Source organism: Nonomuraea rhodomycinica (assembly GCF_013363995.1).
Lineage (GTDB): Bacteria > Actinomycetota > Actinomycetes > Streptosporangiales > Streptosporangiaceae > Nonomuraea > Nonomuraea rhodomycinica.
On record NZ_JABWGO010000007.1, the window covers coordinates 418324 to 433869 of the forward strand.

The following is a 15546-nucleotide window of genomic DNA, read 5'->3' on the forward strand; positions in this document are numbered from 1 at the left end:
CGAAGAAAGTGTCAGATCTCCGGCGGGTTGTTCTCGCGGTGCATCAGCCGGGCGTCGGAGGTGTGGCCGCGCCGGGGCGCCAGCACGACGCTGAGCACGATGCCGATACCGCCGACGATCATGAAGATGAGGCCGATCACGTCCATGTGGACGGCGTCGCCGAACACGTCCGGCTCGATGGCGAACTTCAGGATGGCGCCGAGCGTGAGGATGAAGATGCTGACCCCGACACCCATGACGACCTCCGGAGGCGAACGGCGAGTACGCCCACGGTCATACCCGAGTAAAGGCGATCACACCCTCAGGCGAGGCACGAGAGTGGACGGCCCCCGTTGAAGGTGATCATGTCGCCGACGGCCGCGACGAGGTCGATGTCGCCGCCCCTCGGCAGGCCGTCCAGCTCGGCGTAGGCGCGGTGCAGGTTGCCGACGATCCGCTCGGGGTCGAGCAGGGCCGCCCACTCGCCGAGGTCGGTCTCGCGGGCCGTCTCCAGCGGCGTGAGCCCCGCCGCCCGGCCGCGCTCGGCGCTCTCGCGCACGAAGCGCAGGTAGCCGCGCACCCGCCCGATCACCTCGGGCCCGCACACGTCGCCGTGGCCGGGCACGATCGTCTCGGCCCCCAGCTCCTCCAGCCGGTCCAGCGCCTCCAGCGCGCCGTCCACCGAGCCCATGAGCACGAACGGCGTGCCGCCGTTGAAGAGCAGGTCGCCGGAGAACAGCAGGCGGCGCTCCGGGATCCACACGTACGAGTCGTTGGTGGTGTGCGCGGCGGTGCCGACGTGGCGCACCTCGCAGCGCAGCTCGTCGGAGTGGAGGGTCACGCCGTCGGTGTAGGTGAGGAACGGCGCCACGGCCTCCAGCTCGCCCCACTCGACCTCGGGCGACCACGCGGCCCGGTAGGCGGGGATGCCCTCGGCCAGCACCAGCTCGCGGGTGCGCTCGTGGGCGACGATCGTGGCCTCGGGGAACAGGTGGTTGCCGAAGGTGTGGTCGCCGTGGTGGTGGGTGTTGACCAGCGTCGTGAACGGCCGGTCGGTCACCCGGGCGACGGCCTCCCGGTAGGCCCGGGTGCGGCGCTCGGTCGAGCACGAGTCGATGCCGATGACGCCGCGCCGCCCGGCCAGGAACCCGGTGTTGTTGATCCACCAGCTCCCGTCGGGCTGGACGTAGGCGTACACGCCGTCGGAGACCTCTTCGACGCGCGGCGGGGGGAGCGGGTGGTCGTGGGGAGTGGCGCTCATGGCCCCGACCGTACCGCCGGGACACCCCGCCGGATCGCCAGGACGCCCGCTCCGGGGCCGGAGCGGGCGTCCAGGTGCTGAGGCCGGGCGGCGCTAGAAGGCCTCCTCCGGCAGCTCCATGAGCTCCTGCCCGGTGCCGGCGAGCACGCGCCGCTCGGCCGCCAGGCGCGGCAGCACGGTCTTGGCGAAGAACGACGCGGCGGCCACCTTGCCCTGGTAGAAGGGGTCCTCGCCGTCCGCGAGGCGGGCCAGCGCCACCTCGGCCTGGCGCAGCAGCAGCCAGCCGATCACCAGGTCGCCGAGCGCGAGCAGCAGCCGGGTGGTGTTGAGGCCGACCTTGTAGACCTCCTGCGGCTGCTCCAGCGAGCTGAGCGCCCAGCCGGCCATGGTGTCGCCCATGACCTTGACGTCGGCGGCTGCCTCGGCGAGCAGCGCGCGCTCCTCCTTGAGCCGGCCGTTGCCCGCCTCGGAGCCGGCGAAGGCGTTGATCTCGGCGAGCAGCGCGCCGACGGCGGCGCCCTGGTTGCGCAGGATCTTGCGGAAGAACAGGTCGAGACCCTGGATCGCGGTGGTGCCCTCGTACAGGGAGTCGATCTTGGCGTCGCGGATGTACTGCTCGATCGGGTAGTCCTGCAGGTAGCCGGAGCCGCCCAGGGTCTGCAGGGAACGGGCCAGCAGCTCGTACGACCGCTCGGATCCGACGCCCTTGACCAGGGGCAGCAGCAGGTCGTTCATGGCGTGCGCGTGCCGGTCGTCCGGGTCCATCTGGATGGCGTCCTGGAACGTCGCGGTGTAGAGCACCAGCGCCCGCATGCCCTCGGCGTACGCCTTCTGCAGCATGAGCTCGCGGCGCACGTCGGGGTGGTGGGTGATGGTCACGCGCGGCGCGGACTTGTCGGCCATCCGGGTCAGGTCGGCGCCCTGCGCCCGCGACTTGGCGTACTCCAGGGCGTTGAGGTAGCCGGTGGAGAGCGTGGCGATGGCCTTGGTGCCGACCATCATGCGGGCGTGCTCGATGACCATGAACATCTGCTTGATGCCCTCGTGGACCTCGCCCACGAGCCAGCCGACCGCTGGGTGCCGGTCGCCGAAGGTCAGCTCGCAGGTGGTGGAGACCTTCAGGCCCATCTTCTTCTCGACGTTGGTGACGTAGACGCCGTTGCGCTCGCCGAGCTCGCCGTTGGCGAGGTTCACGTGGTACTTGGGCACCAGGAACATGGACAGGCCCTTGGTGCCGGGGCCGTGGCCCTCGGGGCGGGCCAGCACGAGGTGGAAGATGTTCTCGGTCATGTCGTGCTCGGCGCTGGTGATGAAGCGCTTGACGCCCTCGATGTGCCAGCTCCCGTCGGGCTGGCGGACGGCCCTGGCCCGGCCGGCGCCGACGTCGGAGCCCGCGTCCGGCTCGGTGAGGACCATGGTGGCGCCCCAGTTGCGCTCGATGGCGAGCTGGGCGAAGCGCTTCTGGTCGGGGGTGCCGAGCTTCCACAGGGTGTAGGCGAAGTTGGGGCCCGCGGCGTACATGTAGAGGGCGGGGTTGGCGCCGAGGACCATCTCGGCCGTGGCCCAGGCGAGGCTGCGGGGGATCCCGGGGCCGCCGAGGTCCTCGGGCAGGTCCAGGTTGGCCCAGCCGCCGTCGAGCAGCGCCTGGTACGACTTCTTGAAGCCCGCGGGGACGGTCACGGTGCGCGTCTCGGGGTCGAAGACCGGCGGGTTGCGGTCGCCCTCCTCGAACGAATCGGCGAGCACCCCTGTGGCCAGCCTGTTGACCTCGTCGAGGATGCTGCGCGCGACGTCCTCGTCCATGTCCGCGTACGGGCCCGTGCCGAGGATCTCGCCTCGCCCGAACACCTCGAAGAGGTTGAACTCCAGGTCACGCAGGTTGCTCTTGTAGTGGCCCATGGGTGCTGATCTCCTTGACCCGAGGTCTTTATCTACTGGCTAGTAACCTTACTCCCAATGCTACCCGCGGGTAACAGCGGATATGCGTGGCATGCTCATCTCCATGGACGCCGAAGAACTCGCCGCGCGCTGGCGAGAACGCCTGGAGTCGTGGGCCATCCCGCCCCGGATCCTGGCGAACGCCCCCGTCGACCCGTGGGGCCACTCGCCGGTCCGCTTCGCCGCGCGTACCGACAGGGCGCTGGCCGAGCCCGACGACGGGCCCACGATGACCCGGCTCGCGGAGGCCCTGCCCGAAGGCGGCACGCTGCTCGACGTGGGCGCCGGCACCGGCGCCGCCTCGCTGCCGCTGCACGAGCGGATCGGCCACCTGCACGCGGTCGACACCTCCGCCGCGATGCTGGCCGAGCTGGCGGTGCGCGCCGACAAGCTGGGCGTCGCGCACACCACGGTCGAGGGCCGCTGGCCCGACGCGGCCGAGCAGGTGCCGGTGGCGGACGTGACGGTGGCCGCGCACGTCGTCTACAACGTGCCCGACCTGGCCGGCTTCCTGCGCGCCCTGGACGAGCGCACGAGCGGGCGGGTGGTGATCGAGCTCACCCACCGCCACCCCATGAGCTGGCTGGCCCCGCTGTGGGAGCACTTCCACGGCGTCAACCGGCCGGTGCGCCCGATCGCCGAGGACTGCGTCGCGCTGGCCGCCGCCCTCGGGTACCGGGTCAACGTCGAGGAGCGCGAGGCGCCGCTGGAACGATTCAGCAGCCTGGAGGAGCTGGCGGCCGGCGCGTGCCGCCGGATCTGCCTCGATCCGTCCCGCGCGGAGGAGGTCGCCGAGGCCGCGCTCTCCCTCGGCATGTGGCCGCTGCCGCGCGAGCGCTGGGTGACGATCTGGTGGGAGTGACCCCGCTCGTGGCGCCCGGTAGGGGACTTATCAGGGACGAACCCCGATGTGGCCAGGGTGACCGGCGGGGCACTCTGGCCCTATGAACGAAATCACTCGACGCGACGAAGTCTCGCTGTCCGGCGCCGCGCTGCGCGGCGCGCCCTGGAAGGCCGCGGCTGTCGGCGGCGGTGTGGTGGCCGGTGCGAGCTTCGGCCTGGGGGCCCTGCTCGGCGACGGCGACCTGGTGTGGGCGCTGGGCCTGGGCATCAACCTGTTCGCGCTGATCGCCGCGATCGGCGCGGTCTCCAAGCCGGACGACGGCGACCGGGTGACCCGGCAGGCCCGCCGGTGGGCGCTGAACCATCCGTGGAAGTTCGCGCTGCTGCCCGCCGGCATCGCCACGGTCCTGGACTACCCGGTGCAGCTGGTGCTCGACGGCGAGGGCGTGTTCGGCTCGGCCTTCCAGTCGATCTGGCACGGCGCGCTGGTCTACCTGATCGCGGGCATCCTGACCGTGACCATGAAGGGCCGCGCGCGCTCGTCCTCCTGAGCCTCGTGTTCCTGGGCGTCGTGCGGCCTCAGCCCAGCAGCCCGTCCCGCTCGGCCTGGTTGCGGCACACGCAGAACTCGTTGCCCTCGGGGTCGTGCATGGTCACCCAGCCGGTCCCGTCCGGATTGCGGTGGTCCTCGAAGAGGGTGGCACCGAGCTCCAGCAGCCGCTCGACCTCCTGGTCGCGGCTGCCCTCCACGGCGTTGACGTCGAGGTGGACGCGGTTCTTGACGGTCTTGCCCTCGGGGACGCGGATGAACAGCAGGAAGGGGTCCTGCTTGGTGCGGAGCATGACCTCGTCGTCGCCCGGCTGGTCGTCGTCGCCCAGCGGCAGCCCGGTGACCTTGCTCCACCAGCTCGCCAGCTCGTACGGGTCGGCGGCGTCGACGGTCACGGCATGGATCTCAATCATGTGATCACCCAATCGTGACACCGGCAAAGCCGTCAAGCCGGTTACTGGCATGATGCCCGGTATGTCGGACATCGTGCTTGTGGAGCTGGGCGTGGGCGACGTGGACCGCCTGCGGGAGATCAGGTTGAGGGCGCTGCTCGACGCGCCGGAGGCGTTCGCGTCCACGTACGCCAGGGAGCGGGACTTCTCGCCCGAGCAGTGGGCGGAGCGGCTGGCGGCGCCGGAGTCGCGGTGGCTGGTGGCCACCGACGGCACGGCCGATCTCGGGCTGGTGTGCGCCCGGGAGGAGGAGGGCGGGGTCCACCTGCTGGCGATGTGGGTGGCGCCGGAGGCCCGCGGCCGCCGGGTCGGCTCGCTGCTTGTGGACGAGGTGATCGCCGGGGCCCGCGCGGCGGGCGCCGAGGAGGTGCGGCTGTGGTGCGTGGACTCCAACGAGGCCGCCCTGGCCCTCTACCGGCGCAAGGGATTCACCCCCACCGGCCGGACCATGGGCCTGCCGTCCAAGCCGGACGTGGGGGAGTCGCAGTACGCGCTGTCGCTGCTGTTCCGCGCGGCCAGGGCCGAGGACGTGCCCGCGATCGTGGCCATGCTGGCCGACGACCCGCTGGGCGCCCGTCGTGAGGGCGACCCGGCCGACGAGCGCTACCTGAAGGCGTTCGCCCGCATCGACGCGAACCCCTACGACGAGCTGATCGTGGCCGAGGTCGGCGGCAAGGTCGTCGGGACCATGCAGCTCACCTACCTGGCCGGCCTGTCGCGCCTGGGCGCCGAGCGCTGCCTGATCGAGGCGGTCCGGGTGGCCTCCTCCTGCAGGGGGCAGGGGCTGGGCCGCAAGATGATCCAGTGGGCGGTGGACCGGGCGCGGGCCCGGGGCTGCGCGGTGGTGCAGCTCACCTCCGACAAGACGCGCACCGACGCGCACCGCTTCTACGACTCGCTCGGCTTCGCCGCCTCCCACGAGGGCTACAAGCTCGCGCTGAGCTGAGCCACCATCCATCTGCACCATTCGGCGCGGTGCCGCTCGTAGCCGAGCCCGCACCGCAGCGTCGCGTAGTTGCCGAATCGGGGGTCTCCCGGGTCGGGAGGCCCCTCGAACAGCTCCTCCTCGCGTTCGTACTCGGCCAGCCGCTCCTCGTGCACCCGGAGCTGCTCGGCGAACAGCCGCCTGACCAGCCCGGGGTCGGCCAGCCACGACGCGTACGTCTTGAGCACCAGCTCGTCGCGCTCGGGCCGCTCGCGCGGCGGCTCGGTCACCCACACCCGCAGCGCGTCGCCGCCCTCGGCCGTCAGCCGGTAGACCTTCTTGTCCTGGGGGCCGGGCCCGTGCCGGGCGTCGAACGCGACGAGCCCGCCGGTCGCCAGCTTCTGCAGCTCGGCGTGGATCTGGCTGTGCCGGGCCGTCCAGAAGTACGACACCGGCCGGCGCATGGCGGCGGCGATCTCGTAACCGGTGCGTTCGCCGCGCGCCAGCACGGCCAGAATCGCGTACCCAAGCGTTGAGGTCATCGTGCCCCCAAGGATATTCTGCCGCCAGACTATGTCACTTCTGACATAGTCTGAGGAGAGGGGACGGCATGCGCGCGACCATCGGCCTGGCGGGACTCCTGGTGGTGCTGACCGCCTGCGGGGGCACGGTGAGCACCGCGGCCCCGCCGCCCGCGACGTCGGCCGCCCCCACCCCGACCCCGAGCCCCACCCCGACTCCGTCGCCGTCGTCGTCGCCTGTGGTCACCGGCCCGAACGTCAGCGGCTGCTTCACCGAGGACGACGGCAAGATCTTCACCCACGGCGACGACCTGCCCGGCGTCGTCACGGGCAAGGGCGAGACCGGCGTGGTGATCACGTACGAGCGCAACGGCAACGTCTGCACCTGGCGCCCGCTCTCCGACCGTCTCGTGGCGGCCGGCTACCGCGTCCTGCTGTACGCCAGGGACAGCAGGATCCCGCCGGAGGACGTGGCCGTGGCCATGGCCAAGCGGCTGGCCAAGGAGAAGGGCGTCAAGCGGCTGTTCTTCGTCGGCGGCTCCATCGGCGCCACCACCGCGCCCCTCGCGGCGGCCCGCCTGGGCGGCCGGACGGCCGGGATCGTGGCCCTGTCAGGCGCGATCGACCCCGGCGACGCCGCGAAGATCACCGTACCGCTGCTCCAGATCGGCACCGAGAACGACGGCTACGGCGGCGCCGCGGACCTCCAGGCCGCCCACGACGCCGCCACGAAGGCCGCCGCCAACGAGCTCCTCGTCGTCAAGGGCGAGAGCGCGCACGCCTCCGCGATGTTCCGCGCCTCCTACGGCCCCCAGGTGCTCGACCGGGTCCTCACGTTCATGAACCGGCACCGTCCGGCGGGCAAGGGGTGACCTCGACCAGGTTGTCGTGGTAGACCGCGCCCCGGCCGAGGTCGGCGTCGGCCTCGCGGACGACCGCGTTCGGGTTGGCGCCGCCCGGCACGTGCTTGGGCCAGTGCCCCTTCGGCGAGGCCACCACGCCCCGCGCCACCCGGTCGCTCACCTCCACCACGGCCAGGAACTCGCCGCCGCCGTTGTGCACCCGCGCGAGCCGCCCGCTCTCCAGCCCCCGCGCGGCCGCGTCGGCCGGGTTGACCAGCACCACCGGGTCCTTGGCGCGGCGCCGCAGCTCCGGGTTGTTGGCGAAGGTCGTGTTGAGGAACGTGTGCGCCGCGGGTGTGATCAGGGTCAGCGGGTACGGCCCGCGGCCGCCCTCCCTCGCCGACAGCGACGGCACGTACGCCTTGCCCCGCGCCGGGAAACGCATCCGGCCCGACCTCGTCGGGAAGCCCTCGGCGAACGGCGTGAACGGCTTGGGATAGTTCATCCGCACCCAGCCCTCCTTGCGCAGCCGGTCCAGCGTGACGCCCTCCAGCGACGGGTGGTCGCTCGCCAGCAGCTGCTCGGCCAGCTCCAGGTCCGAGTCGTACAGCGACGGCTCGGTCAGCCCCATGTGCCGGGCCAGGCGGCGGAACGTCTCCGTCGTGGACAGGCACTCGCCGGGCGGCTCCACCGCGGGCTCGTTCCAGTGCAGGTACATGTGCCCGTAGCCGGCGTGCAGGTCGGCGTGCTCGATCTGCATGGTCGCGGGCAGCACGATGTCGGCGTAGTCCACCGTGTCGGTCGGGAAGTGCTCCATGACCACCGTGAACAGGTCCTCGCGGGCCAGCCCGCGCCTGATCGCCCCGGAGTCGGAGGTGGAGCCGAGCGGATTCGCCCCGTACACCCACAGGCACTTGACGGACTCCAGCTCGGAGGCCAGGCGCGTCATCGTCCGGGTGCGGACCGGCCGGGCGAGCAGGTCGTCGCGCGGGTCGATGTTCAGGTGCACGTGGCCGCTGGTGGAGTAGGCCACGCCGCCGCCCGGGTGGCGCCAGTCGCCGGTGACGGCGGCGATCGCGTTGATCGTCCGCACCGCCGTGCCGCCGCCCTCGTGGCGCTGGATGCCCATCGTGGCGCGGATGGCGGTCGGCCTCGTGCGCGCGAGCCTCGTCCCCAGGCTGTGGACGGCCTCGGCCGGGATGCCGGTGATCTCGGCCACCCGCTCGACCGGGTGGGCCAGGATCTCCTCGCGGAACGTCTCCCAGCCCTCCGTGTGCTCGGCCAGGAACTCCTCGTCCTGGGCGCCCTCGGCCAGCACCACGTTGAGCAGCCCGAGCGCGAGCGCCGCATCCGTGCCCGGCCGGATGGCCAGATGCTCGTCCGCCTGGTCGGCCGTCCTCGTGCGGATCGGGTCGATCGCGACCACGTACGCGCCGTTCGCCCGCGCCTCCTGCACGAACTTCCACAGGTGGTGGCCGCTGGTCAGCGGGTTCGTCCCCCACAGCAGGATCAGCCGGGACAGCGCGAAGTCCTCGGTGTCCATGCCGCCCGCGGTGCCGTTGGACAGGGTCAGTCCGGAGGTGCCCGCGGCGGAGCAGATGTTCAGCCAGTGCTTGGAGGCGCCCAGCATGTTCCAGAACCGCCGTCCGGCCGCGCCCTCGCACCCCTGGAGATAGCCGAGCGAGCCGGTGCCCTGGTACGGCCAGATCGCCTCGCCCCCGTGCTCCTCGACGATCCCGCGCAGCCGGGCCGAGATCTCCTCCAGGGCCTCGTCCCACGAGATCCGCTCGAACCGCCCCGACCCCTTGGGGCCGGTGCGGCGCATCGGGTACAGGATGCGGTCCTGTGCCCGGGTGTGCTCCAGGTAGCGGTTCACCTTCACGCACAGGGCGCCCCGGGTGTAAGGATGGTCCGGGTTGCCGCGCAGCTTCACGGCCTCGCCGTTCTCGACGGTGACCACCCAGGAGCAGCCGTCCGGGCAGTCCAGCGGACACGCCCCCAAAACTCGCAATTCACCCGACATGTGGTCAGCTTATGCGGGCAGCATCTCTTCCTCCGAGAGCGCCGCGGGTACCCCGTGACGCGCCACGGTGCTCGCGGCGGTAGAAATCGAAGGGAGACCACCCGGTTCGAGAGCCGAGGTGACGATTGGGGACACTAACGGCCAAAGATCGAACGGTCCGGCCGGGAAGGTGCAGAATCGCTGTCGGTGGCCGACATCAGGGAACGTGACGACACGGGGGACCTCGCGGAAGGGGATCCCGCCGTGGCTGAGGCACGCCCGGACCACGACGTCTACGTGGTCGAGCCGCTCCTCCCACAACGCCTGCGCAGGCCCTCCGACCTGCTGCGCTTCGGCGCCACGCTGGCCGTCATGGTCGCCGTGCTGCTGATCGCGCTGGTCGCCAAGCAGACCCTGAACGGGCTGGAGAAGGACGTCACCGAGGGCGCCACCCGGCTGCCCGAGCTGCTCAGCCGGGTCGCGACGTTCCTGGGCGGCGCAGCGCTGCTCGTCGTGCCCGTCGCCTTCGCCGTCGAGCGCGTCTTCCACCGCGACGGCCTGCGCGTCGCCGAGGGCCTGGTCGCCGCCATCCTCGGCATGGTCATCTCGTTCCTGCTCGGCAGCTGGATCGTCACCGCCGGCCCCGTCGACCTGCGCCTGCTGCTGACCGGCAACCGCGACATCGAGCCGCTCAACACGCTGCTCACCTCGGTCATCGCCTACTCCACCGCGGTCCGCATCTCCCGCCGCCCCACCTGGCGCGCCCTCATGTGGACCGTCATCGGGCTGTACGCCCTCGCCTTCTTCACCGGCTACCAGATCACGCTCGTCGGCGGCATCATCACCGTCCTGCTCGGCATGGCCATCGGCTACGGCACCCTGTACGGCGTCGGCAGCCCCAACACCCGGCCCCCCGGCAACGCCGTCGTCACCGCCCTGCGCAAGCTGTCCTTCACACCCGTCTCGGCCCGCCGCATCGACGACGACCACCAGGGCAGCCGCCGCTATGCCATCGGGCTCAAGGACGGCACCAGCCTCGACGTCACCGTGCTCGACCGCGACCGCCAGGTCGCCGGCCTGCCGTACCGGCTGTGGCGGCGCATCCGGCTCAACTCCGAGACCCGCCGCCGCGCGATCCGCTCGCTCCGCGCCGAGCTGGAACGCGAGGCGCTCATGGCCTACGCCGCCCAGGCGGCCGGCGCCAGCACGCCCCGCCTCCTCGGCACCAGCGAGATCGGCACCGAGGCCGCGCTGCTCGCCTACGAGCACCTCGACACCCGGCCCCTCGACGAGGTGCCCGACGCCGAGATCGACGACAACGTGCTCGCCCAGATCTGGGAGCAGATCGAGCTGCTCCAGATCCAGCGGCTCGCCCACCGGCGGCTCACCGGCGACGGCATCCACCTCGACCCCGCCGGCCGGGTCGTGCTGACCGACGCGCGCAGCGGCGAGATCGCGGCCGGCGACCTGCTGCTCCGGCTCGACGTCGCCCAGCTCCTGACCTACCTCGCGCTGCGCGTGGGGCCCGAGCGCTCCGTCCGCGCCGCCGCCGCCGTCATGGGACCCGACGCGCTCGCCGCCGCACTTCCGCTGCTCCAGCGCATCGCGCTCACCCGCGAGACCCGCGCGGCCCTGGCCAAGGACAAGGCCCTGCTCGGCAACCTGCGCGAGCAGATCGTCGCCCTCAAGCCGCAGAGCAAGGTCGAGGAGATCCGGCTGGAGCGCTTCCGGCCGCGCACCCTCGTCACCATCATCGCCAGCGCCCTGGCCGCCTACTTCCTGCTGTCGCAGCTCAGCCGGGTCAACCTCGTCCAGGTCGTCACCACGGCCAACTGGGCGTGGTCCGGCGTCGCGCTCGTCGCCTCGTTCGTCAGCTTCGTGGCCGCGGCGCTCATGCTGCGCGGGTTCGTGCCCGAGCGCCTGCCCCTCTGGCGCACCGTGCTCGTGCAGTTCGCCTCGTCGTTCGTCAAGCTGGTCGCGCCGGCCGCCGTGGGCGGCATCGCCATCAACACCCGCTACCTGCAGAAGCGCGGCATCCCACCCGCGTCGGCGGTGGCCAGCGTGGGCGCCTCGCAGCTCGTCATGCTGATCTTCCACATCGGGCTGCTGCTGCTGTTCGCCTACATCACCGGGTCGAGCACCGCCACGTCCTTCACCCCGTCACGCGGGCTGGTCGTGGCGATGCTCGCCGTCGCCGTGCTCGCCGTGATGCTGCTCGGGGTGCCGCAGCTGCGCCGGCTCCTCACCGCGCGCATGCGGCGGCTGTTCTCCAACGTGCTGCCCCGGCTGCTCGACGTGCTCCAGTCGCCCAGCAAGATGATCGAGGCGTGCTCCGGCACCCTCATGATCACTCTGGCCTTCGTGGCCTGCCTCGACGCGTGCGTGGCGGCGTTCGGCGGCTCGCTCAGCTTCACCACCGTCGCCGTCGTCTACCTCACCGCCAACGCCATCGGCTCGGCCGCGCCCACGCCGGGCGGGCTCGGCGCGGTCGAGGCCTCGCTCACGCTCGGCCTGACCGTCGCCGGCCTGGACGCGTCACTGGCCACCTCGGCCGTGCTGCTCTACCGGCTGCTCACGTTCTGGCTGCCGGTGCTGCCCGGCTGGGCCGCGTTCACCCATCTCCAGCGCGACGAGGCTCTGTGATGCGGTCGATCTCGCGCAGCTCGTCCTCGGTGAAGGCCGGGCCGTCCACGCACGCCACGTTGTCCTCCAGCTGGCGCACGCTGCTCGCGCCGATGAGCACGCTCGTCACCCGCGGGTCGCGCAGCGTCCACAGCAGCGCCATCTGCGCCAGCGTCTGACCACGGCCCCGCGCGACCTCATCGAGCTCGCCCGCCAGCTTGGTGTCGATGTCGTCGGCGCTCAGGAACCTGCTCGTCGCCGCCCGCGACCCGGCCGGCACACCCTGCAGGTAGCGGTCGGTCAGCAGCCCCTGCGCCAGCGGCGAGTACACGATGCAGCCCATGCCCGCCTCCTCCAGCGTGTCGAGCAGGTCGCCCTCGATCCACCGGTTGATCATCGAGTACGACGGCTGGTGGATGAGCAGCGGCGTCCCCAGCTCGCGCATGATCCGCGCGGCCTGGGCCGTCTGCTCGGCGGAGTAGTTGGAGATTCCCGCGTACAACGCCTTGCCCGAGCGCACCGCCCGGTCCAGCGCCCCCATCGTCTCCTCCAGCGGCGTGTCCGGGTCGGGACGGTGGCTGTAGAAGACGTCGACGTACTCCAGACCCATCCGCCGCAGCGACTGGTCGAGGCTGGCCAGCAGGTACTTGCGCGACCCCCACTCGCCGTACGGGCCGGGCCACATGTCGTAGCCCGCCTTCGTGGAGATGATCAGCTCGTCCCGGTACGGGGCGAAGTCCTCGCGCATGACCCGGCCGAAGGTGCGCTCCGCCGAGCCGTACGGCACGCCGTAGTTGTTGGCCAGGTCGAAGTGCGTCACCCCCAGGTCGAACGCGCGACGCAGGATCTCCCGCGACGTCGCGATCGGCCGGTCGTCGCCGAAGTTGTGCCACAGGCCCAGCGAGACGGCCGGCAGCCGCAGCCCGCTCCGGCCGCTGCGGTTGTACGGCTGCCGCTCGTAGCGGCCCGCGTCAGCGATGTACGTCACGCGGCGCTCCCCTCGGCGTCCCGCTCCTCCGCGCCCAGCTCCTCCGTGCCGCGCTCGATGATCCAGGACAGCGTGAACGCCTCCTCGCGCCACGCGTCGTAGCGCCCGCTCCGGCCGCCGTGACCCGCGCCCATCTCGGTCTTCAGCAGGAACGGCCCGCCGGCCGCGGTGGCCCGCAGCCGGGCGATCCACTTCGCCGGCTCGTGGTAGAGCACGCGCGTGTCGTTCAGGCTGGTGATGGCCAGGATCGGCGGGTACGCCCGGCCGTCGACGTTCTCGTACGGCGTGTAGCTCTTCATGTACGCGTACACGTCGGCGTTGTGCAGCGGGTCGCCCCACTCGTCCCACTCGATGACCGTCAGCGGCAGCGACGGGTCGAGGATCGTGTTGAGCGCGTCGACGAACGGCACCTCGGCCACCACGCCCGCGAACTCCTCCGGAGCCAGGTTGGCCGCCGCGCCCATGAGCAGGCCGCCGGCCGAACCGCCGCGGGCCACGACCCGCCCGCTCCAGCCCGCCTGCTTCAGATGCCGAGCCGCGGCCACGAAGTCGGTGAACGTGTTGCGCTTGCGGGTGAGCTTGCCGTCCTCGTACCAGCGCCGGCCCAGCTCGCCGCCGCCGCGCACATGGGCCACGGCGAAGACGAAGCCGCGGTCGAGCAGCGACAGCCGGGGCACCGAGAAGCCCGGGTCGATGGAGGTCTCGTAGCTGCCGTAGCCGTACAGGACGGTCGGCGCCGGCGTGGCGGTGTCCTTCCGCTTGACCAGGGAGATCGGCACCCGCGTGCCGTCCTCCGCGGTCGCCCACTCACGGAACTGCTCGTAGTCGTCCGGGTCGTAGCCGCCCAGCACCGCGCGCCGCTTCAGCAGGATCAGCTCGCGGGAGGTCAGGTCGTAGTCGTAGACGCTCGACGGGGTGACCATGCTCGTGTAGCCCAGCCGGAGCCGTCCGGTGGTGAACTCGGGATTGCCCGCGGGGCTCACGTCGTACAGCGGCTCGGGGAACTCGATCTCGTACGCGGAGGCCCCGGCGGCGGCCTCGGCCCGCGCCCGCCAGCCGTCCCCGCTCTCCCCGTAGGGCAGCACCCGGATGCCGGTGAGGCCGTCGCGCCGGAAGTGGACGACGGCGTGACCCTCGAACGCGTCGATCTCCAGCAGCCGCGTGTCGTCGCGGTGCGCGATCAGCGGCGTCCACGTGCCGGGGTCGTCCAGCGGGGCGGTGGCCAGCTCGAAGTTCACGGCGTTCTCGTTGTGCAGCACGTAGAAGAAGTCGCCCGCGTGCTCGACGCCGTACTCCACGCCGACCGTCCGGGGACGCACGACCCGGAACTCGCCGGTGGGGTCGGCGGCGTCCAGGATGCGCACCTCACTGGTGATCTTGCTGCCGGCGCCCAGCACGATGTACTTCTCGCTGCGCGTGAGCGAGACGCCGACCCAGTAGCGCTCGTCGGACTCCTCGTAGACGAGCACGTCGTCGCGCGTGCCCAGCGTGTGGCGGTAGACCTGGTACGGCCGCCACGCGTCGTCCACGCGCGTGTAGAAGAACGTCGAACCGTCGGACGACCACGAGCCGCCGTAGAAGATGTCCTCGATCTCGTCGGCCAGCACCTCGCCGGTCACGAGGTTCTTGAACCTGAGCGTGAAGCGCTCGGCGCCCTTGTAGTCGGTGGAGTAGGCGAGCATCGTGCCGTCGGGCGAGACCGTGCTCACGCCGACGGAGAAGAACTCGCTGTCGCCCGCCAGCTCGTTGCCGTCGAGCAGGACCTGCTCCTGGTCGAGCCGCTCGCCGGGCTTGATCTCCGGCGGGGTCTCGCCCGTCGCCGGCACGCGGCACGAGACGGCGTACTGCTTGCCCTCCTCGGTGCGGGAGAAGTACCACCAGCCGCCCTTGCGGCTCGGCACCGACAGGTCGGTCTCCTGGACCCGGCCTTTGATCTCCTGGAACAGCCGCTCCTGGAGATCGCCCAGATGGGTGGTGTGCTCTTTGAGATAGGCGTTCTCCGCCTCCAGATAGGCGACCGTGTCCGGATCGTCCTTGTCGGCGAGCCAGGCGTACTCGTCGATCACGGTGTCGCCGTGATGGATGCGCTCGGTCGGAACCTTCTTCGCCACCGGAGGCGTCGTCGCTTGGGTTTCGCTGCTCACGTGGGCGAGTCTATGTTCGGCCGTAATCCTTCTGTGGCCGGGAAGCTTGACGAAGACGGCTCGAGCACTCAGGGGCGCTGCTAATCTTGTGAAGCCGACGCGGTGCGGCACAACCCTCCTCCTCCACTCAGGTGGATTCGGCATGGGCTGTGTCGATGGTCGTCGACAACCTCCCTCTGGCGAGTCGGTTCGGAGCATGGCTGCGGGCTGGTAAGTTAGAGGGGTTGCCCCGGAGACGGGGTGCGGTCGGAATTCCGAAAGCGCCGAATTTGACAGAGAATACGGTCGCTGAAAGAATAAAGACACAACGAACGAAACGAAACGAAAAGCGCCTCTCGCAGGACCGGGGAGAACGCGTCCGTTTCTTGAGAACTCAACAGTGTGTTAAAAGCCAGTGCATGAACAATGCATGACCCCGTCATATCGGCGAAAGCCGGTGACGGATTCCTTTTAAGTTAGAGATCAGACCTTTAATGGAG

The 15546-nt window shown here is 71.1% G+C and carries 13 protein-coding genes and 1 pseudogene; 6 read left to right on the top strand and 8 right to left on the bottom strand.

The window, feature by feature from the left end:
• Positions 1-11: 11 nt before the first annotated feature.
• From HT134_RS28170 to HT134_RS28180, 3 genes are all read right to left on the bottom strand, one after another.
• Positions 12-236 (bottom strand): DUF6458 family protein, encoded by a 225-nt coding sequence (locus tag HT134_RS28170; protein ID WP_175603458.1) that lies wholly within the window; start codon positions 234-236, stop codon positions 12-14.
• A gap of 65 nt (positions 237-301) precedes the next feature.
• Entirely contained in the window at positions 302-1240 is a 939-nt protein-coding gene (locus HT134_RS28175) for an MBL fold metallo-hydrolase (protein WP_175603459.1), read from the bottom strand.
• 93 nt (positions 1241-1333) lie between these two features.
• Entirely contained in the window at positions 1334-3139 is a 1806-nt protein-coding gene (locus HT134_RS28180; protein WP_175603460.1) for an acyl-CoA dehydrogenase, read from the bottom strand.
• A gap of 103 nt (positions 3140-3242) precedes the next feature.
• Here HT134_RS28180 and HT134_RS28185 point away from each other — a divergent pair, with 103 nt between their 5' ends.
• Complete coding sequence (locus HT134_RS28185) at positions 3243-4040, top strand: class I SAM-dependent methyltransferase (protein ID WP_246365539.1); 798 nt, start codon at positions 3243-3245, stop codon at positions 4038-4040.
• Positions 4041-4122: 82 nt separating this feature from the next.
• Positions 4123-4572 (top strand): hypothetical protein, encoded by a 450-nt coding sequence (locus HT134_RS28190; protein WP_217708418.1) that lies wholly within the window; start codon positions 4123-4125, stop codon positions 4570-4572.
• A gap of 28 nt (positions 4573-4600) precedes the next feature.
• Here the strand turns inward: HT134_RS28190 and HT134_RS28195 are convergent, their stop codons facing one another.
• Positions 4601-4984 (bottom strand): VOC family protein, encoded by a 384-nt coding sequence (locus HT134_RS28195; protein ID WP_175603462.1) that lies wholly within the window; start codon positions 4982-4984, stop codon positions 4601-4603.
• A 61-nt stretch (positions 4985-5045) separates the two neighbouring features.
• Here HT134_RS28195 and HT134_RS46040 point away from each other — a divergent pair.
• Positions 5046-5456, top strand: a pseudogene (locus HT134_RS46040) (GNAT family N-acetyltransferase); the annotation flags it as partial.
• A gap of 114 nt (positions 5457-5570) precedes the next feature.
• On the top strand, positions 5571-5969 hold the full coding sequence (locus tag HT134_RS46045; protein ID WP_246365679.1) for a GNAT family N-acetyltransferase: 399 nt from the start codon (positions 5571-5573) through the stop codon (positions 5967-5969).
• On the opposite strand, the gene HT134_RS28205 is transcribed toward HT134_RS46045, so the two are convergent.
• Positions 5948-6490: a PadR family transcriptional regulator gene (locus HT134_RS28205; RefSeq protein ID WP_175603464.1), complete on the bottom strand. Its 543-nt coding sequence runs from the start codon at positions 6488-6490 to the stop codon at positions 5948-5950. The genes HT134_RS46045 and HT134_RS28205 overlap by 22 nt on opposite strands.
• Before the next feature lie 68 nt (positions 6491-6558).
• Between HT134_RS28205 and HT134_RS28210 the strand changes: the two genes are divergently transcribed.
• Positions 6559-7341, top strand: coding sequence for an alpha/beta hydrolase family protein (locus HT134_RS28210; RefSeq protein ID WP_175603465.1), 783 nt, complete (start codon positions 6559-6561; stop codon positions 7339-7341).
• On the opposite strand, the gene HT134_RS28215 is transcribed toward HT134_RS28210, so the two are convergent.
• Positions 7307-9334, bottom strand: coding sequence for a molybdopterin-containing oxidoreductase family protein (locus tag HT134_RS28215; RefSeq protein ID WP_175603466.1), 2028 nt, complete (start codon positions 9332-9334; stop codon positions 7307-7309). The two genes, HT134_RS28210 and HT134_RS28215, sit on opposite strands and share 35 nt — an antisense overlap.
• A gap of 243 nt (positions 9335-9577) precedes the next feature.
• Here HT134_RS28215 and HT134_RS28220 point away from each other — a divergent pair, with 243 nt between their 5' ends.
• Positions 9578-11956, top strand: coding sequence for a lysylphosphatidylglycerol synthase transmembrane domain-containing protein (locus tag HT134_RS28220; protein WP_175603467.1), 2379 nt, complete (start codon positions 9578-9580; stop codon positions 11954-11956).
• Here the strand turns inward: HT134_RS28220 and mgrA are convergent.
• Both mgrA and HT134_RS28230 read right to left on the bottom strand, forming a co-directional pair.
• Entirely contained in the window at positions 11925-12923 is a 999-nt protein-coding gene (gene mgrA, locus HT134_RS28225) for an L-glyceraldehyde 3-phosphate reductase (RefSeq protein ID WP_175603468.1), read from the bottom strand. The genes HT134_RS28220 and mgrA overlap by 32 nt on opposite strands.
• A complete protein-coding gene (locus HT134_RS28230; RefSeq protein WP_312888494.1) occupies positions 12920-15067 on the bottom strand; it encodes a S9 family peptidase in 2148 nt (715 codons plus the stop codon). The genes mgrA and HT134_RS28230 overlap by 4 nt, the downstream gene beginning before the upstream one ends.
• Positions 15068-15546: the final 479 nt, after the last annotated feature.